The organism is Pseudomonas sp. MF6747 (assembly GCF_963890955.1).
GTDB lineage: Bacteria > Pseudomonadota > Gammaproteobacteria > Pseudomonadales > Pseudomonadaceae > Aquipseudomonas.
Genome location: NZ_CAWPSZ010000001.1, coordinates 407,156 through 424,326, shown reverse-complemented (window position 1 = coordinate 424,326; position 17,171 = coordinate 407,156). Strand labels below are relative to the sequence as shown.

Genomic DNA, 17,171 nt, shown 5'->3' with positions numbered 1-17,171 from the left:
TAGGTCGTCCCTGATTCGAAAGTTAAACATTACCCTTTTTGGATCAGCCTTGGACATGGTCGAAATATGAAAATGTTATGGACGCTACCATTCGCCTAATTCGGTTAGCTAGAGCCTCTACATCGATTTGACTGATTCAACCTCAACATATTTGTACTTCTTCCTCGCAGCCTTCACAGCCTGCTGCTCAGCAAGCAACGAGCTCAACGTATCAGCCTCGTGAATCAGCTCGACCATTTTCCCCTCAAACTCGTTTCCAACCCGTAACGTGACCCTCAGCCTGGGCGTAAAAGCTTTCGCTTTCTTCTTGGCTGCTGGAGCAACCACCGGTTTCGGGGGCACAACTTCTTCCACAGGCTCCTTTACTAGAGGAGCGGGCACCTGCTCTTCGGGCTGAGGCGTACCGAATAGAGCACGACGCATTTCTTCTTCAGTTAAATCAGAGTTCATGGAACATCTCAAAGCGACGCATTTCGCTGGGCAAGTTTTAATAAGATTGTTGCTGACTGGTGTTCGAGGAGCCTGTGCGGACGTCAAATCCCCAGTTCGATTTCAAGACAAGAGCCTCGTAAGGCTTGCGAAAGCTTCACCTTTGGCAGCAGTGTAATGAGCCCATCTACTAAGTTACTAGCGTGACGAGCGTACAGCGTAACTTTGCCTGCATCAGGCGTTCGACCTGGCACGATTGCACCTACCCGCTGCTGGGCAATTTTCAGTATGCTCAAGACGTCCTGACTCACCTGATTGATGGACAGGTGCTCAACCAATGGTCTGGGTGGAGGCGCGGCGCGGCTCCACATTTCTATGACCGCTTGGAGGAGTCCGTCTGAGCCAAGATGCTCGAGGGCCATTTCCTATAGCTGACCTTCCTGCGCCATATCCAGGCGAGCCCTAGCCATTGCGGAGTTCACAATATGAGGTTCTTTCTTGATTGCGAGTTCACCGAGCTCTCAGCAGCAGCGAAGCTGATATCACTCGCATTAGTGGCTGAGGATGGGCGCGAATTCTACGTGGAATTGCTCGACTCATGGCGAGAAGAAGACTGTAGCGATTTCGTCGTAGAAGTCGTTCTTCCGCAGCTGTGGGGAGGGAGCTACTCGCTACCCACAGCTGAAGCCAGGTTGTCTCTGCTCAAGTTTCTGACGTTGTTCAAAAATGAGGTCGAGATCGTCACGGATGCCCCTCAGTACGATTGGGAGCTTTTTTGCGACCTGGTATATGAGGACGGACGATGGCCCAGAAACGTTCGTAATTTCCCTACTGACGCAACGACACTTACTCCGACTAGCGAGGGTGAAGAGCTGCCCCACCACGCGTTGCTCGACGCCAGGATTATTGCTGGCATGTTCAGTTAAAACATAAACGACTTGGAGCCATCACAGTGTTATACCGTTCTCTCCGGCAAAGCTTCCGTCAATCCCTTCTCCAAAACACTAGCGGCTCGCTAGACTCGCACTCGCCCCGTCAGTGCGCGGGCAAGTAGAAACCATATCTCGATCAAGGACGAAAGCACATGCCATCTATGCGCCCCTCACAGTACGCCATGCAACAGCGCGTGGATGGCGGCCCATTCCTTCGTTTCGACCATGGCGAAGCGAGAGGATTGAGCGAGGGAGAACTCGAAGAGCTGGAGTCGGGCGAATACAACGAAAATGACTTCTATGGCCCGACACTCGTTTTCTACAGCGATGTACCTCTGCTAGACAATGGGTCAGGCTGGCATCTCTTATTGATGGTCACCTCCGAGTATTTGACCATTTATCCTATCAACGCCCGCTCGGAACACTCTGAGTACGGTAAACCCAAGTACGACACCATCCAGTCGATAGTGGTTACTCGCCCTGTCTTCCAAGAATATCCACATCCTAACAATCAGGATGAGCTTGAGGATTTACTAGGACTTCTCCCAGTAGGGCTCACCAAAGACTGGCGCTACGGTCTCGGCTTCCACTACGAGTACCGATATATCATCCAGGCTTTAAATGATCTGGAGGGGATCGACACACTGTTCCTGCATGGTGGGCCAGGGAATTTTGATGCGAAAATCGAGGGCAATCATTTCTGTTTAGGCGTTGCTCAGCTTGAGAAAATGGAGCGAAGCCTTGATCGGCTAACTCAGCGGCATCAGCGAGAAACCGCTGCCGACAAAAAACTTGTTTGCTACACGGGGCTCCTGCACAAAGCGGCCCCCGAGCTTTATCCTCCGCGTGAACGCAAGCTCCCGCCAGATCTGCTTGCAAATCTTGTAGCGCTGGGGTCAGTGGCGCCTCGTCTATCACCCAAAGATCAAAAGCAGGCAGTCATGCTTGCCCAGCAAAGCGTCTCCGCGCTGGCGAAATCTTCACCGAAAACCCTCTATCAGCTGAAGTCTGAGATCGAGCTCATAACGCTCGGCGAACTCATTGAGGTGTACCGGAAAATGCTGGAAAGCAACGCCGCCGAGAACAAGTGGCAACGCTTCCTGAGTGAGCACTCTTTCGTACTCGACATGGCGTTCGGTTATCCCGTCAAGATGATTGCAGAACAGCCCTATGTAGGTGGTAAAGACATCAGAGGTCAAGGGGGCCAGTATTCCGACTTCTTGATGGCTGCGAAGGCCACCGGAAACCTTGCTCTGATCGAGATCAAACACCCTCAGCACGACCTACTCGGAAAAGCCTACCGCAAGACATACGTACCCTCTGACGAGCTCAGCGGATCCGTGGCCCAGGTCATTAGCCAGCGAAGCGTTCTGCAGAAGAACATTCTCGGTTTGAGCGAGGATCTCGATGACCGTGTCCACGCACATGCCGTGGCGGCAATTGTCATCATTGGCCGTACCCCATCAAAGATTGGTGAGCAGCGAGCCTTCGAGCAGTATCGGAACAGCCTCAAGGATGTCCTCGTAATTACTTTCGACGAGATGCTAGGTCGGCTTGAGGGCATTCATAAAGCTTTGACGCCAAAACCGCCAGTAGCGCACTTGCCCCTCAGTGATGAAGACTTACCATTTTAAAATGTGCGTCACTGGATATAGGGGCCGCTGAGGCTTTACAGCCGTTTTGGGTCGCCCAAAGAGGTCGGGCTGCTGATCTATAGTGTCCAGACTGGTTAGGGGTTGAAAGCCACCCCGTGAATCTGACGATCAAGATAGCAAGCAGAGCGCGCAGGCGCTAAATGAGCCAGAGGCCTGAGGGTGGAAGCTCGCCAAGGCAGAAACCCGGCTTTTCCGGGATTGGTTCACGACACCCGTCCCTGAAGAGGGGCAAGCCCAAAACAACGATCAACGACTACTGGAGGCGATCAGGCGTTGGCAGATACCTGTCTCCCGCTATGCGCATGAACTCACGCAGACTACGCCGTCCGACATCACGCCTAAACGTCGCAATGACATACTTGGAGTTGACCGTGTTGATCACCCAAAACCTACCTTCCTTCGTAACGGACTGAATGTCCGATGTCCGAATCAGCCTACCATCTGCAAATCGTTGGTACGGCCCAGGGCAAATGTGACTGAACACAACGCCAACTGCACTGCATGCATGAATATGGACATTCACCAGATAGGCTGTTACCAGCCCGCCGTAGTCTTGACTCACTGCTTTCGCGATGCGGAGGAGGTCGAAGTTCGAGTAGCGCTTTTCGTGTAAATCGACTGCGACGGTATTGATGTCGTCCATAGCTACACAGCCTCCGACGCTGAGACCACGCCGGTGGATGCAGCACTACGCCGATATAGCTCCCTGACCCCAACCAAGGCATCAACATCCAGGTCGCGCTGATGGGTATTCACGTACACATCACCACTCTCGACCTGCAGAACACAGATTGGCACTTCTGCCCGGTTGAACCCCATGGAAAGTGATTTCAGCTTTTCCATCTTCCAGCCTGACCCTTTGTTCATCCATGCCGGGGTAACGACCTGGACATCTTGAATGACCATGCTCTCGTCTTGGGAGACCAGCAGCTCCACCAAGCGAGGTTCATCGTTCAGCATCTCTTCATAAGCTACGAACCGCCCCTCATGCCGGCGTTTGAGGCTTACGTGATACCAATGAGTAACCAAGGATCGCGACATGGCGTGAAAGTGAGCGAGACCGTCCCCGAACATACCCACCGGGCCGGCCTGGTCTTGCATGCTAATCCTGAACATTGCGTATCTCGTGTGGAGCAGGCCTGATTAGCGCCTGCGATTAACATAAGCCGAATATTGTCTTGAGCGATGCGGTCATCTCACGCCCCTTGCCCACTAGGGCATACACCGTATTACGGGTCTCGAACAAGCAAACGCCGTCGAACGACTTGCAGAGGGTCGAGCGTACCCAGCCCCCTGGAGGGAACCGACCCTGGCTGTCGTAGGTGACGCAATGGGAATAAAGGAACATTGTCTGCAGGCCTATGGCGCGCACCCTGGCGAGCGATTCAGGAGGCTCGTCCACATGAAAGATCAGCCAATCCTCCACCAAACAGTACGGTTTCCGACCGAAACGATCCGACACCAATGCCTCTATTTCGGCTTGAGGTAGCTCTGTTCCAAAGGACGATATCTCACCCTCGCGGAGCAACTCATGCTCCGAAGAATTACCCATAAATTGATGATCCTCATGGTGCGAACCCAAAAACCAGGCTCTGCGAACACGCAAAATACCGGGCAACAAGCCAAAAATCCCATCGATATGATTATATGCATTTGTGTGGGATCTATCAAACGCGTCATACCGTCTCTTTTTAGGAGAGGTAGGTTGGATGTCCCTGCGGAAGGCTTATGCGGCGACGCTACAGTGGCTGAGGATTCGAAATGGCTTATCGCAAGCAGACCTCCAGCATCAAGCTGACCAGGCTCACATAAGCCGCTTGGAGGCTGCGACGACGACACCGACTATTGATCTGAGTGCGGATCTGGCGCATGCGCTGGGCCTAACGCCTTTGTCGCTGCTGACTCTGGTGGCCGCAGCCGATGAGGGGAAGACAGCACGCTCTGTCTTGAATGAATCGATGATAGAACTCATGCGGTTAGGAGTTCTTGATGAAGCGCTGCCTGCCGAGCCGCAGAAGATCACCACACCACAGAGAATCGCAGCCGCAGAAAGGCTCGAGGCAGTACGCAAACTAAAGGCAGAAGGTCTTTCTCAGGCAGAGGTCTGCCGGCATCTGGAATTACCCAGAAGCACTGTTGGGCGCCTGTGGCACGTTGACGATTAAAAGCCCCCCTTGGCTCAAATGACAGAGGCACGGGTGTCACTGATCAATAAGCCAAACTTCTGGCCATTCTTACGATGCTTTCCTGTATCCATTGCTCCACGATGGGCCGCGTGGCAGGGATGAAAAGTCGTGACTCACTAACGAGCTTTTCACGGCGCATAGGCATCGAATAGCTGCTGGGGGCAGTCGCTGGCGGCTCCTCTATCTTCGCCATGTCTAAATTCTTCAAGGTAATGCGATACCATCCGCTGTTGAATCCGGACACCTCGAAGCAGGACATAATTAGCTTTGATAGGTTGGTCGGAGACACGAAATAGAGACCAGCCGTACGCCCCTCGACTGGCACACTTGCGTCAGTTTCCAAAAGGACGAGCCCGTCGTCAAAAACGCGCCAAGACGTATCTCCGGACTTCAGTCCTGTGAACAACTTGTCATCCCAGTCTTCGTAACCTTGCTTGAACTTCGCCAAGCCCAGGTTATGGAAGCTATGGAAAATCTCATCACGGCGTTGGGCCGCTCCGTGCACAGCGTGCTGCTCAATGGGTTGTGGCAGAAACGCGAACTCAAGCTGTGGCGCATAGGAGTGACCGCCGTAGGAGCGAGAGCTTGATGCCTCTGTAATGCGCTCGTGAAAGGCGTTCTCAGAAATTGCGCTTTTGGATTTCTCCATTCTACTCAGGCCCTGGACAATAGCTTTCAAGAGCTCTTGGGGGTCTGAGAATGAGGCTCTGAAAAAACCTTGTTTGTAGTCAGACACCTCGTTGACGAACACTGTCTGCTTCGCGTCAAAGTCAGTCTGCTGGATGAAGACCAAAATCGGTTTACGCTTGCTCACTGCCTGGTGGAATTCTTGCTGCGTAACCGAGAGACCTGGCTGAGGTTCATAGCCGTAGTTAGCGCCAAGAATCAGGATATAAACGTCGCACTGGTCGACCTCTGTCAGGCAGGCGTGCTCCGAGGAATAGGTTCGCGCTCCGAAGTGCTCGCTCATGACCGGCTTCATGTCCAGTGTCTCCACCGCGTCTTTGGCGGCGGCTCTGAACTGCTCGAATCCTCTTACTACGGAGCTTATGAACACCTTCATCAGTGCATCCTCTGAACGCTGGCATATGTGTCCGTTTGGACTGTAACTAGGTGTGATCGTTGCAGATTGTCTCAATGGTGAACAGCAGTTCAGACACCGTAACGTTTGTTACCGCCAGAGGTAATGCAATATCGACCACCGCGAGGCCCGATACACACGTTCCCAGAGGAACAAGGGCAGGATGAACCGTAAGCTGGGGTCTGTCGGCGAGCAGGCTGTTTCGGCTGAATCCCTGGTCTTGGCCTTAAGGCAACGTAGCAGTCTGAGCCGCTGCACAGGCTTTTGGACGAAAGCCACTTTGAAGGTTGACTATCAATGCTGATGCGCGTCCAACCCTTTCGGGTCTCAAAAACTTGAACCTTCTCCCCGCGCTTCAGTTTTGCGATGACCTTTCCGCCTGGTTGATCCCGGACATTGAGGTTATCAGCGCTCACGAATTGCTCAGTTGCTGAGGTTGGCGTGGGTGGGGATGGAGACGTCGGCGTGGTTGATACTAGCGTGCTCAGAGTGCTCGGCTCTACCGAGGTTTGAGGCGTGTCTTTTTTCCCCATTGCCCACAGGATGGCAAAAAGAATCAGGAGAGGGATAAACCACGACTGGGACTTTTTGCGCATATCCATTGCTCCCGCTTAAGACGCAATACGCCCGCTGCCATGCAGACCTGTCGTTGGACTACTGCGAGCTTAGCCAAGCTTCCAATTTTTTCAGCCTATCAAAATCTAAAAGTTTGAGCCTTCCCGAATTCAGGATTTCAAAAAGCCGCTGCTTCGTTTCGGAAGAGGGAAACCAATCAGCGACCTCGACGTTGCAGTGCTTAGAATCACTTAGCACCCATTTCATCACCATGTCAGCTGCAGCTCTGTAGTGATCCGCCATGAACAGCCTTTTGCCGTCTTCTGACCAGCCTCGCTTCGCAAGCTTGTCGGTTACGTCGATGACTCCAGCGTCTCCAAAGAAATCGGTCGTATCTGGATAATGAATACCTGCCAAGGACACTTTCGCTATGCCCGAATCGCGGTCGAAGTAGGACAGGAAATGCCATCCGCCAGTGATGCTTCCAGGGTGCGGAAAGTTGATCGCAGCCTTGCCAGTGATGTAATGCGTGCGGGAAACGCGTTTGAGATCAAAATCGAAAAGCGGCTGGGTCATGGGAGTTTTTTGAGCCGGGCCAGCCCCTGTTTGATATGGCCAGCGTTCTCACCAATTGTGTAAAGCGTGCCACGAACGTTGTCGCCAACTTCCGCATGTCCTTGGGCTTCCACCTGGAGGGTTAGCTCCATGAGAGCAGCCTCAAGGGCGAGCTGATTTTGGTACATCCTTTCCAGCACATCTGATAGCGAGTATTCCCTTGCCATTTTCCTTCTCCTTGAAATCATCTGAGCATATGTGTTCTGGGACGACCTAGGGTATCAAGCGCATCTTCCGTAGTTTGCCCCAACACAAAAAAATGGTTGATCGCTCGCTTGGTAGGCGGTTGAGCCCATTGCACGGCTTTTTGACATATCCGTCACGACTTCGATTGGTCGAGTAAGGCCTGCATCGGTATTCCTTGAGGATATCAAGCAATCCACAGGCGAATTGCTGCCTAGCCGGATTGGCCAGAGCGCACTGCTAAATTTTCTCAGATAAGCCCTCGTAAGAGGGATCATCATCCTTTACGAAGAAAGTCATAGCCGTCCTGGACTGTAAGCAGTTCTCGGCTTGTTCACTTATGAGTGATCGAGCGTAAGGATCAGCCCACATCTGCATCACACCTTCTCGTCGAAATACTTCAAGCGGCAACGGCGTTGTAGCAAAAGGGTTGAGATAGATACGCAGCCCATCGGTGATCCCTTCTGAGGCTTCGTTGCCTCTGGACACAGTGCGCTTCATCTCGCCATTCGGTAGCGACCAGACAGACGATATGACCGCATTCGGATTTCCGCACATGGCATCTACTTTTCCCCAAGTGGCCAGATTACTGAATATCACGGCGCTAATGTGGCTGAAGCGCAAGCAATCGAAAAACCCCAGTTCGATTTCAGCACCGTTATCTTTCTGTACGCTTCCCAAAGATTTCCCCTCTAATCCGTTAGGAAAGCGCTCCGGATTAGCCAGGTATTCCGCTTCATCTACGTAGTAATCGAATAGCAGGGCTTCGATAGCCCGGTAGGCCTGGAGGTTGAAACCCGGCTGTTCGAACGGTGCTACTGCTAAGACAAATGGGCGTCCTTGGACATGCGGATGATGCTGATACTTATCTTGGAATTTTTGTGATTTGCTCATGAACGCGTTGGCCAACCTGATTATCGCGACCCGATTGAGCTCATTGAAATCAACGTCTTCAAAGAACTCCGCTGTCATGGGCCTACCCCACTCCGGGGTAGCGTCAATGGAATGGTTGGCAGTGGTTGCTTCCACTGTAAACGTAATGTCTGCTGACGAAACTAGGAAATCAGGGGCTGGATAAGTCCAGTCGAAAGCAAAGCGATACTCGCGGAACACTGCGTGAAGATAGATTTCCCAAAAGCTTGAGTTAAACGTGGTCTGAAACTCACGTACGAATTTGTTATCCCTGTCTGGAAATCCATCAAGCCAGCGTTGCAGCTCCTCTCGCTGGTAAAGCCTGCCGGGTCGTCCGTCAGATATGGTGCGAAAGTGTGGATGAAGCCTGTCCTGTTCGTACAAGGGCTTTAGCAAGTCCATTTCGGCCTCCCAGAGTGCAGAATCAGGAATGTTTACATTCTAGTTAAAGCGTATTTTCAGGCTACCTCGAACGAAGATCACTTCTCACGTGCCTCGCAAATCTTTCTGAGTTGAAGCTTGTTCGGGAACGCCAACAACTTGCGTTGAACGAGCCTCCTTGGCCTCTTTGAGCCTCTGCTCAGCGTACATAGCCGGGTCATCATTTGGCAGCGGATATCCTGCGGCTGAGAGAGCTTCGGCGCGCTCTTCAATGAGCAGGCGCTCAGGATCACGAGCGACTTGGTAGGTTCTGCTTGATACACGTCGAGTTGTGTCCTTTCGCGGCTCCCCCCTGAAGGCCGATGACTAAGAGCGACTAAACTACTTTTGGAACGATAACAGAACGCTCTGAATAGCGATGCTCCGCTGCGAGTCACGAGGGAGGGTGCGTTACGATCTATGTCTCACAGGCGCAAACGCCAAGCAAGCAGAGCGCGCAGGCGTGAGGGATGTGAGCCCGTAGGGTCGAGACACGCCTTGGCGGCACGCCATTAACGCCAACAAGAGGTAACTCAAATGCCCGACTATGAACTCCGCGAACTGGAGGCCAAGAGACGAAAGGCTTTGTGGAGGCTTGCGAACATATCTCCAGGCGATTCGAAGGCGTTCGATGCCTTATCCATCCTTGATGACCTTGACCTTCAAGAAGGGAAATACTCCCCCAATGCTGACAAGGCACTTGAGCTCAACCAGCTTCGGCATTGTGTCACGCTGCAGCATCACCATTCCGGCATCGACATCATCCTGGAGCAGACTATCCCGCAGCCATGGAGGGAGCGCTTCAATCAAGCAAGTATCGGCTCGACCAGGTTGCTTCGTGGGCCATACGCCTCAGACTGGGATAAATTTTTGGTTGAATGGGAGCGTGAGATGCAGCATCTGCAAGACCATCGACTTGCAAAGGCTGCTAACAGCTAGAACGACTGGCTCGAGCGATGGCGGCGCAAACACAAGCAGTCGGTGTTGCCGCTGAAAATCGCAACCTCAAACAGGAGCAGCAAGGTGGAACGGCCTTCGTTTTTTATTGATTTTGAAGCCTCTGGAATAGCTCCTGATAGCTATCCTATCGAGGTCGCCGTCGTGTCGAGTGAGACCTCCTTCAGCTCGCTTATCAAGCCAGTCCGATACTGGACGCACTGGTCGTTCGATGCGCAAGACATGCATGGTCTCACTCAGGATCATTTGCTTAAGGAAGGTCATACCCCGGACGCTGTAGCGAGAAATATGAATCAGCTGTTTTCAGGTCAGGTGCTTTGCAGCGACTCACCTCAAGACAGTTTTTGGTTTGATCTGCTTTTCGAGGCCGCAGATCTGACGCCCACGTTCGAGTTGAAGCCTTTGGAGGTGTTAGTGGGCCGGGAGGCTGCCAGTGAAATCTACCGGCGACTGCCGACAGCCAGGCACCACCGAGCTCTAAATGACGCAACTGCTTTGATGAACACCTGCCGTGTTTTTTTCGAAGCTTGACCTATCAAAGAGGTAGTTAGCTCTCCCTGCCATACCGATTAATTTGCGAGAGAAATTACCCGAGGGAAGACGGTGCCATATCTAATCAATGATGAATGGTTTGCAACCAAGGACGCTGTCACAGATCGCTGCAGACAGATCCTGGCCAGGACACCTGATAGCACGATGGTAAGTGACCCTGACTCTGATTTTCTGCACGGACTTTTCCAACACCATGATGAGTGGGGAGAGAAAGCCGGAGTGGGCGTCAAAGGCATCACCACCCAAATGACGTCTCACGGTACTCGCTGTTTTATGCTTCTTCGGCATTGCGATACGGAAATTGATATTGGGTTTACGCACTCGATAAAGCTCATCCCTAGCACTCGAGCAAAAGAGCGCCAACCCCAAAGACTCTTGGACTTTCGCGCAGGTGCTCGCACAGCTATCACAGAGCAGATCCGACTTTTCCGTGACCAGAGGTTGGTCGGTGATGTTTCGTGCCCAGTGACAGGAGAATCGCTGGGGCGACATAACGTGGCCGTCGATCACATTGCCCCCAACAGTTTTGATCAGCTACTTTTCAGTTTCTGTCAGGCAAACTTGATTAATCCGCTCGGTGTGATTGTTGGATCATGCGATGGTGTGGTCGCCGTTCTGGAGGACACGAACCTGCGCGTAGCCTGGGAAGACTATCACCTCAAGCATGCACATCTGAGAATCATCTCGAAGACTGGCAACCTCAAACTGCCCAAACCATCCATCCCTTGGGCTCAGCTATGTAGCCCTTTGTGAGTGGCCGGTAGTGTGCAGGTGCGAGTATCGGGGACTGTAGGTTAACGCGAAATTCGCCTCAAACCGCATTGCCCGAAGTTTCCTAGTTAATGATTTCAGGGGGCACTGCTAGAAGACATCGTAAATGCAAAAATGCCAGATTTCAGACTGCATCTAGAGCACATCTTCAGCTTTGTCCAAAGGCATGAACCCACGCGGCTTCAGTACCTCTTTAAGGACGTAGATACGCCCCTAATCACCCCTATGGAGCAGCCGGTGGTATTCATCACGCATGATGATAGGCTACCCGATTCGGAAGATCCGCCCGGCCCGCCTTGGGGCACTAGGCCAAGCGAACAGGAGTTACGCCTGCTGTGAACCCCCAGAACAACCCTCAATTGACTCCCTCGCCCGCTTCTCTAGAAGCTAATCAACCTCAACATTTCTCACCTGGTATCGTTGAGAGAACTCTGGTGTGGATAGGGGTTTTGCCAGCCCACATGGGGCCCATTGACTCGCACTCCCAAAAGAGTGTGCTTTTAAAGCTGATCGACAGGTGTCTGGACATTTGCCGTATTCAGCAGGCTTCCTCATGGCGACTTGGTTGCGAGGAAGGCTGGCAGAGGGGGTATGCCAAGGGACATGAGAGCGGGCACAAAAAGGGCGTCGAAGAAGGCAAGCAAATCGTTGTATTAGAACCAGGGCCACTGCCCGTTCCGGGAGAGCCAGGCATCAAGCCTCCAGCTATGTTTAAGTCTTGGATGTTTGGCATCACCCAAGATCTCGAGGACGAGATTCGCGAAGACTTTAAGCGCCTGAAAAATCAGCCATCCCCGGCTCAATGGGAAATGATTCTTTCGACAACACCTACCACGTCGGTAGTAGCAGGTGCCGGCAGTGGTAAATCAACGACCATGGTTCTGCGACTTCTCGTCCTTCATCATTACCTCGGTATCCGGCTTGAGAGCCTAACCGTCATCACCTTTACTCGAGAGTCAAAGCTCGATTTTGCAAAGAAGGTTCGCGAGGTCTTCGCACTCTGGGAGTACGAAATTTCAGAGAAAGAATCGCTGGATATCGTCCGTACCTTCCATTCAAGGATCTTATCCTTTACGCGCAGCATTCCAGGCCTGGGTGGAGTTCAAGCTTTTGAGTTCCTGGACAAAAAGAATGATGAGGACGAGAAAGAGGGATCAATGTTTCAGGTGAAACTGGGAAGCGAGCAGCTCGCCATAATGAACACCTGCTACCAACAGCTATATGAATCTAACCCCGTGTTCAAGGACTTGATTGCTTTCCTGGTACGTCGTGCTGTGATGTTGGAAAGAATGGACGCAGACAGCCCCGACGCGGTAGAGCGTCGAGGCAAGGCAGCCAAGATAGCTCTCATTGATGAAGCCGCCTGCAACAAGGTGGAGGCTCTCTGGGAAGCGTCCAAGCGCTGGCCGATTGCCGGAATTGAGCCAAAGCGGGAAAAGGTGACATTGCTCGGGCGCGAGTTTCTCTCGAACGGTTTCATTCCTGAGTTAGGCGCCTACGTCATCCTAGGGATGGATAATAGCGAACCGCCCGACACCAAGGCAGAGCCAGGCCGGAAGCGAGATTTGCGGTGGGACATTCTGGATAAAAAGATCCTGTTCCAGGCATTTTGCTCCAAGCCGGTTATATTTCTTGATCGATACACCGATGCCGCAGCTTCCATTGAGGCGATTCGGAACCTCACGACGACCTGCCCCAAATTCAGGTACAAGGTGACGGGCGAGCTATCATCGCTGTATATCCTTGAAGCTTTTTATTCCGCAGCCTCCTTTATTGAGAATCTGGGGCTCGATGTTATTCCTGCCATAAAGGCGATGAACCTAAGAACAGATGACCCTGACCGTAAATTTTTCTCAGCGCTCGGTCTGTACTGGGTGGCACTAAAGGCTCTACTTCGATCCATGAGCCCTCCAGTTCTCACCTTTAACAGCATGTTTGCAATGTTCAGTGAGCGTGGTGAGAGGAACCTACGCGCATTGCCTGATGGTGTCCTTCAGCCTATGTCAACGTTGCTGATTGATGAGTTTCAAGATGTCGGTGCAAATACCATTTCATGGGTGAAGGCGACCTTTGCCGAGATTGAACGCAGGGATCTTTCGGTTTGGTCAGATGGCCCTCCAGCCTACGCCTCCCTTATGGCCGTAGGTGATGATTGGCAAAGTATTTACGGTTGGCGTGGAAGCTCGCCCCAGTTCTTCATGGAGTTCGATAAGCATTTCGTCGCCCCTCCATCCACCCAAGTTTTTATGCAGGAGAATCACCGGTCACATCAATGGATCATTGATGCGGCAGAGGCTATCGTCAGGCGAACCGGTGGTTTCAAGAACAAGCAAGGGAAAGCAGCTAACCCTCTGGTTCTCGGAAATAAAGTTGCGGTGGAAGTAAGAGACCCGAGTTTTGCGCATTTGAAACAAACGGTGAAGGAGCACTACGAGGCTGGTAGATCGGTACTAATCCTTTATCGAGTTGGACGCACCAAAGATGCCGTCGAGACGAACTTGAAAGATCTCCTCAGACGTGCAAAAGATGATAAGCGAGAGCATGAACTCAAGCTGTTGACGTATCACGCCTCGAAGGGGCTTCAAGCGGATGCGGTATTCCTGCTCGGTGACTGTGAAATGACCACCAAGTCCCCTTTTAAGAACGATATTTTCAAGCAGGCACAGCTGGGTGACCTTTCTGATCCTTGCGGGTACGACACTTCCCAGAAGCATGAAGCCCTGCGAACTGCCTACGTAGCTATCACTCGTGCGATCTCCTACTGCTATTGGTATCTTGATCGTAAAGAGGGCAAGGTTCCTGCCTATGAAAAAGCCTCACGCTACGTGGATCCCGCGTTGCCATGCTGGAATGTTGTCCCATCTACGCGACCTCCGGGTGGGAGCGGTGGCCAAGCTAAAAGCAGCCGACCAAACGGATCCAAGCGTTACTGGAAGACTTCTCGCTGAATCTAGGCGCCCATTCGGAGCGTGCAGCCAGTAAATATGCGGGCTGGGCCTGACTACCTACTTTTTAGGGCAGCAAGCAAGCGGAGCGCGCAGGCGTGCGGGATGGAAGCCCGAAGGGCCGAGACGCAGACTCGGTTCACGACAGACCATCCCCGAAGGGGCACGCCCCCGCCGCCAGGCCGTAAGCCAGAAGCCGAGACCATGCTGCGAGGATTTTCCGATGGGAATGACTGATGACGACGACACAGTGTACTGCGACGTTCAAATGCCCTTAGCTCAGGGCCGTGAGCTGTTGCAACTGTTGACGACATTGAGAGAGTCGAAAGCCCATCCGAAACTCGACAAAGTTTTAGAACGCATACAGGACGAGCTCAGCACCTCAATTGACTTCGTTGAAAACCCGCCAACCTGGGGCCTTGGTGTCAGTAATGATGTCTAGTGGAGGCCTCAAAGCTCTGCATCCCATGCATCCATAGCCTCGCTCACAGCCGCGTACCAATGGAGCTCACCGAGCTGTAGGGCATTCGCAATTTTCCTGTTGGCGCTGCCGTCAAACCAACCACGGAGACTCTCCTGTCCACCGGAGAAGAGACTAGCCGTCGCCACAGCGTAACAACCGGTATTCGTAGACTGGAGGCACACGTAGCGCACAGCAGCGCCGGTCAGCAACCGACGCCACGCCACCACCTCGATACAGTCCATGGCACTCATTGCATCCTCAACGGCGGTACTCGTTTCCTGTTCTACCTGGACGTCCTCCGCCATTTCGAAAGACGTGTTAGGCGCTACTGGTTTGTGGACAAGATGTTTAAGCTGCTCACGGGAGGAAATGATCTGCTCTCGAAGCTCTTCGGGATCGATAGACATGCCGCCCCGGTCGGTCGTCTTAAGGGTCTTGAGACTATTCACTGCTAAGATAAAGTCCTGCTCTCGCGCTTTTTCCCGTGCGGTTCTTTTGTCTCGGAAAAGCAACAACAATAGTTTTCTGAGTAAACTCACAAATACCTCCAGCTGAACGCTGAAACCAGATAACTTGGGTAAGGGAACTGACGCGAATATCTCCTAAATCCTAGGTCGATTAATCATCGCTCGGCGTCAGAATTGCTAAAGTTTCATCAAGCAGCTTTTTAAGTCTCATAGCGTCATTTTTTATTGCGCTCCCCTTATTCGCGATGTCGCGTATGGTTTCCAGATTTGCGCGGAGTGCAGACGTCGCCCTAGAATCTAGTCCACCTATGCTCGTCTTGAGATTAATGAGCTTTTCAAAATGGTTGTAGGGCACTTGTGAATGGATGGAAGAATGACCATGTTTTTCCATCGAACGGAGTGCAAATTCAGGCACACCTTTCAGCCCAATTATGCGAGCTATGGCTTTTTCGTTAGGATGCTCTTCGAAGTAGTCAATCCTGTCCTGAGTAACCGATCCATGGCGGAGCATGTGCGGGCTGACAGCTCCCTCAAGGCCGGTAAGTTTTTTAAATCGTGAAAACTCAGCGGTAATGGTGTTTGGCTGGATTGCTTTTCCAGTTTTGGCGCTGGCAAAAAGGGGGGTGCTACCGATGACCTTCATGTTCTTCGAATCTAGAAAAGGCATAAGGTCAAATTTTATATAATCCTCTAGTAATGTGAGAAGAGCAGGGCTTATTTCAACAAGGCGCGTAGATATTCCACCTCTCTTTGAAGTGCTGAGCAGAAGACTCGGAGATAACATATTTTTTGCTTCCCAAACGGCACTCACTAGAATTGGGGCCGCCTCTTCACGCCTTGCGCCTGTCTCTTCAAGAACCAAAAACACCGTTCGTTGACGGCTGCGTATATACTCCCCGGAATTGCTCGTTCGTATCGCATGCTTGATAGTTGCAACCTGGTTACTACTAAGCAGTTTGTTCTTGCTAGATACCGTGCTTTTAACAATAGGTACCTCACTATGGAACCATGTCTCAACAAATCGTCTGCCGGATGGGGTTTGTATTTGGACTATTTTCTTTACTGCTTGGATCCTCCCCTGCGGGGCTACTAAGTCCAATATGTTATAAAGTTTCCCTATGAATTCGAGGAAGTCTAAGGTTTTTCTACCTATAACTCCATTCTGTTTAGGTGAACGCGAACGGTCGCTCGCCGCTCGACTTTCTTGTTTGAGTTCTTTCATAAATTTAACGAAATGATATTCGTTGAAGTTATGTAATGACAGGAGGTTGTCATGCGCATATCTTAGAACCCACGTAATCTGGTAACCATACTGAACACTGGTCACGGGATCCAGACCCTCAGCTCTTAACTCGTCAATCCAGCAGTTAGCTTCGAAGCACGCAGAATAGTCCGGCCATGAAATCAAGGCTAGGCCACCACATTTTCTGAACACCGGATTACATCCTGCTTCGGCTGCAATCGGGACTCCGAAGTCATCCCCAGCTCTAACCAACAAGCCGAGGGAGAGTGGATTATCTTTCATCAATATTCGACCCCTTAAACCCGAGTCTATATAGTTCTTGGGCTCTTGCTTTCATGAAGTAATCAGTGCCTGTAGATGACTCAAGTTGCTTTGCACAGGTTGCTAGAAGATGAGCGAGTCTAAAAATCACGGCGTCCCTTACAAAAAGATTTTGCCGCAGGATCAATACCTCAAGTTTTCGATCCCGGTTGTCTATTCTGCGGCCTTCTTTGCTGTTTTTTCCAACATTACTGGATTGAAGAGATCGTCTCAAATCGGCATACGCACGCTTTCTCTGCTTATCGAGCTCAGCAAAGCCTCCTTCCAGATGCTTGTCTGAAACCCGCTTTAGAGTGCTCATTGAGCTTAAATAAATTGAGCGTTCGGGTATATTGAGCTTTCCCAAGTTAATTTGAGTATTCAATGCTTCAAGAAGTCGATTGTCTGAGTTGTATTCAGAAGGAGCAGCCTGGATGTCTATTAGTAGCCTTAACAGATTTCTAGCCGAAGCAATATTTCTATCGAGATTTCTATCATTTGCCAT

General features: G+C 51.7%; 20 protein-coding genes and 1 pseudogene. 8 read left to right on the top strand and 13 right to left on the bottom strand.

The window, feature by feature from the left end; all coding sequences use genetic code 11:
• Window positions 1-117: 117 nt before the first annotated feature.
• The gene (locus AACW30_RS01990) at window positions 118-450 is read right to left on the bottom strand and encodes a hypothetical protein (protein WP_200622494.1); all 333 of its coding nucleotides are present in this window, start codon (window positions 448-450) and stop codon (window positions 118-120) included.
• Between the two features lie 464 nt (window positions 451-914).
• Between AACW30_RS01990 and AACW30_RS01985 the strand changes: the two genes are divergently transcribed.
• Window positions 915-1,355, top strand: a complete 441-nt coding sequence (locus AACW30_RS01985) for a 3'-5' exoribonuclease (RefSeq protein ID WP_200622484.1) — start codon at window positions 915-917, stop codon at window positions 1,353-1,355.
• A 158-nt stretch (window positions 1,356-1,513) separates the two neighbouring features.
• Window positions 1,514-2,995, top strand: coding sequence for a Shedu immune nuclease family protein (locus AACW30_RS01980; RefSeq protein WP_200622475.1), 1,482 nt, complete (start codon window positions 1,514-1,516; stop codon window positions 2,993-2,995).
• Between the two features lie 274 nt (window positions 2,996-3,269).
• On the opposite strand, the gene AACW30_RS01975 is transcribed toward AACW30_RS01980, so the two are convergent.
• The 3 genes from AACW30_RS01975 to AACW30_RS01965 are packed head-to-tail and all read right to left on the bottom strand — an operon-like array spanning window position 3,270 to window position 4,568.
• Window positions 3,270-3,659, bottom strand: coding sequence for a hypothetical protein (locus AACW30_RS01975; RefSeq protein WP_234452432.1), 390 nt, complete (start codon window positions 3,657-3,659; stop codon window positions 3,270-3,272).
• A 2-nt stretch (window positions 3,660-3,661) separates the two neighbouring features.
• Window positions 3,662-4,132 carry a hypothetical protein gene (locus AACW30_RS01970; RefSeq protein WP_177068470.1) on the bottom strand — a complete coding sequence of 157 codons (471 nt, stop codon included), beginning with the start codon at window positions 4,130-4,132 and terminating at the stop codon, window positions 3,662-3,664.
• A gap of 40 nt (window positions 4,133-4,172) precedes the next feature.
• Window positions 4,173-4,568, bottom strand: coding sequence for a DUF6957 family protein (locus AACW30_RS01965; protein WP_007246714.1), 396 nt, complete (start codon window positions 4,566-4,568; stop codon window positions 4,173-4,175).
• 157 nt (window positions 4,569-4,725) lie between these two features.
• Between AACW30_RS01965 and AACW30_RS01960 the strand changes: the two genes are divergently transcribed.
• Complete coding sequence (locus tag AACW30_RS01960; RefSeq protein ID WP_007246715.1) at window positions 4,726-5,181, top strand: helix-turn-helix domain-containing protein; 456 nt, start codon at window positions 4,726-4,728, stop codon at window positions 5,179-5,181.
• A 43-nt stretch (window positions 5,182-5,224) separates the two neighbouring features.
• Here AACW30_RS01960 and AACW30_RS01955 read toward each other — a convergent pair whose 3' ends face one another.
• The 6 genes and pseudogenes from AACW30_RS01955 to AACW30_RS01930 all read right to left on the bottom strand — a co-directional run bounded on the left by AACW30_RS01955 (window position 5,225) and on the right by AACW30_RS01930 (window position 8,950).
• A complete protein-coding gene (locus AACW30_RS01955) occupies window positions 5,225-6,265 on the bottom strand; it encodes a DUF4062 domain-containing protein (protein ID WP_200622473.1) in 1,041 nt (346 codons plus the stop codon).
• A gap of 89 nt (window positions 6,266-6,354) precedes the next feature.
• Complete coding sequence (locus AACW30_RS01950; RefSeq protein WP_200622655.1) at window positions 6,355-6,816, bottom strand: SH3 domain-containing protein; 462 nt, start codon at window positions 6,814-6,816, stop codon at window positions 6,355-6,357.
• 121 nt (window positions 6,817-6,937) lie between these two features.
• Window positions 6,938-7,414 (bottom strand): hypothetical protein, encoded by a 477-nt coding sequence (locus AACW30_RS01945; RefSeq protein ID WP_200622471.1) that lies wholly within the window; start codon window positions 7,412-7,414, stop codon window positions 6,938-6,940.
• Window positions 7,411-7,620, bottom strand: a complete 210-nt coding sequence (locus AACW30_RS01940) for a hypothetical protein (RefSeq protein WP_200622468.1) — start codon at window positions 7,618-7,620, stop codon at window positions 7,411-7,413. Before AACW30_RS01940 ends, AACW30_RS01945 begins: the two co-directional genes overlap by 4 nt.
• A gap of 46 nt (window positions 7,621-7,666) precedes the next feature.
• Window positions 7,667-7,842: pseudogene (locus AACW30_RS01935) on the bottom strand (NAD-dependent dehydratase); the annotation flags it as partial.
• A gap of 34 nt (window positions 7,843-7,876) precedes the next feature.
• Window positions 7,877-8,950 carry a hypothetical protein gene (locus AACW30_RS01930; RefSeq protein WP_200622466.1) on the bottom strand — a complete coding sequence of 358 codons (1,074 nt, stop codon included), beginning with the start codon at window positions 8,948-8,950 and terminating at the stop codon, window positions 7,877-7,879.
• A gap of 555 nt (window positions 8,951-9,505) precedes the next feature.
• Here AACW30_RS01930 and AACW30_RS01925 point away from each other — a divergent pair.
• The 5 genes from AACW30_RS01925 (at window position 9,506) to AACW30_RS01905 (ending at window position 14,635) form a co-directional block, all read left to right on the top strand.
• Window positions 9,506-9,907 carry a hypothetical protein gene (locus tag AACW30_RS01925; RefSeq protein WP_200622464.1) on the top strand — a complete coding sequence of 134 codons (402 nt, stop codon included), beginning with the start codon at window positions 9,506-9,508 and terminating at the stop codon, window positions 9,905-9,907.
• A gap of 84 nt (window positions 9,908-9,991) precedes the next feature.
• On the top strand, window positions 9,992-10,456 hold the full coding sequence (locus AACW30_RS01920; protein WP_200622462.1) for a hypothetical protein: 465 nt from the start codon (window positions 9,992-9,994) through the stop codon (window positions 10,454-10,456).
• 72 nt (window positions 10,457-10,528) lie between these two features.
• Complete coding sequence (locus tag AACW30_RS01915; protein ID WP_200622460.1) at window positions 10,529-11,230, top strand: DUF3223 domain-containing protein; 702 nt, start codon at window positions 10,529-10,531, stop codon at window positions 11,228-11,230.
• A 353-nt stretch (window positions 11,231-11,583) separates the two neighbouring features.
• Window positions 11,584-14,196: a UvrD-helicase domain-containing protein gene (locus tag AACW30_RS01910; RefSeq protein WP_200622458.1), complete on the top strand. Its 2,613-nt coding sequence runs from the start codon at window positions 11,584-11,586 to the stop codon at window positions 14,194-14,196.
• Between the two features lie 220 nt (window positions 14,197-14,416).
• The gene (locus AACW30_RS01905; protein WP_200622443.1) at window positions 14,417-14,635 is read left to right on the top strand and encodes a hypothetical protein; all 219 of its coding nucleotides are present in this window, start codon (window positions 14,417-14,419) and stop codon (window positions 14,633-14,635) included.
• 8 nt (window positions 14,636-14,643) lie between these two features.
• Here AACW30_RS01905 and AACW30_RS01900 read toward each other — a convergent pair whose 3' ends face one another.
• The 3 genes from AACW30_RS01900 to AACW30_RS01890 form a co-directional block, all read right to left on the bottom strand.
• Window positions 14,644-15,195, bottom strand: coding sequence for a hypothetical protein (locus tag AACW30_RS01900; RefSeq protein ID WP_200622441.1), 552 nt, complete (start codon window positions 15,193-15,195; stop codon window positions 14,644-14,646).
• A 79-nt stretch (window positions 15,196-15,274) separates the two neighbouring features.
• Entirely contained in the window at window positions 15,275-16,648 is a 1,374-nt protein-coding gene (locus AACW30_RS01895; protein WP_200622439.1) for a tyrosine-type recombinase/integrase, read from the bottom strand.
• The gene (locus AACW30_RS01890) at window positions 16,638-17,171 is read right to left on the bottom strand and encodes a hypothetical protein (protein WP_200622433.1); all 534 of its coding nucleotides are present in this window, start codon (window positions 17,169-17,171) and stop codon (window positions 16,638-16,640) included. Before AACW30_RS01890 ends, AACW30_RS01895 begins: the two co-directional genes overlap by 11 nt.

Bases quoted from the DNA above. Each gene is read 5' to 3' on its own strand.
- AACW30_RS01990 (WP_200622494.1), bottom strand. From the start codon at position 450: ATGAACTCTGATTTAACTGAAGAAGAAATGCGTCGTGCTCTATTCGGT.
- AACW30_RS01985 (WP_200622484.1), top strand. From the start codon at position 915: ATGAGGTTCTTTCTTGATTGCGAGTTCACCGAGCTCTCAGCAGCAGCG.
- AACW30_RS01980 (WP_200622475.1), top strand. From the start codon at position 1,514: ATGCCATCTATGCGCCCCTCACAGTACGCCATGCAACAGCGCGTGGAT.
- AACW30_RS01975 (WP_234452432.1), bottom strand. From the start codon at position 3,659: ATGGACGACATCAATACCGTCGCAGTCGATTTACACGAAAAGCGCTAC.
- AACW30_RS01970 (WP_177068470.1), bottom strand. From the start codon at position 4,132: ATGTTCAGGATTAGCATGCAAGACCAGGCCGGCCCGGTGGGTATGTTC.
- AACW30_RS01965 (WP_007246714.1), bottom strand. From the start codon at position 4,568: ATGGGTAATTCTTCGGAGCATGAGTTGCTCCGCGAGGGTGAGATATCG.
- AACW30_RS01960 (WP_007246715.1), top strand. From the start codon at position 4,726: ATGTCCCTGCGGAAGGCTTATGCGGCGACGCTACAGTGGCTGAGGATT.
- AACW30_RS01955 (WP_200622473.1), bottom strand. From the start codon at position 6,265: ATGAAGGTGTTCATAAGCTCCGTAGTAAGAGGATTCGAGCAGTTCAGA.
- AACW30_RS01950 (WP_200622655.1), bottom strand. From the start codon at position 6,816: ATGGGGAAAAAAGACACGCCTCAAACCTCGGTAGAGCCGAGCACTCTG.
- AACW30_RS01945 (WP_200622471.1), bottom strand. From the start codon at position 7,414: ATGACCCAGCCGCTTTTCGATTTTGATCTCAAACGCGTTTCCCGCACG.
- AACW30_RS01940 (WP_200622468.1), bottom strand. From the start codon at position 7,620: ATGGCAAGGGAATACTCGCTATCAGATGTGCTGGAAAGGATGTACCAA.
- AACW30_RS01930 (WP_200622466.1), bottom strand. From the start codon at position 8,950: ATGGACTTGCTAAAGCCCTTGTACGAACAGGACAGGCTTCATCCACAC.
- AACW30_RS01925 (WP_200622464.1), top strand. From the start codon at position 9,506: ATGCCCGACTATGAACTCCGCGAACTGGAGGCCAAGAGACGAAAGGCT.
- AACW30_RS01905 (WP_200622443.1), top strand. From the start codon at position 14,417: ATGGGAATGACTGATGACGACGACACAGTGTACTGCGACGTTCAAATG.
- AACW30_RS01895 (WP_200622439.1), bottom strand. From the start codon at position 16,648: ATGAAAGATAATCCACTCTCCCTCGGCTTGTTGGTTAGAGCTGGGGAT.
- AACW30_RS01890 (WP_200622433.1), bottom strand. From the start codon at position 17,171: ATGGCAAATGATAGAAATCTCGATAGAAATATTGCTTCGGCTAGAAAT.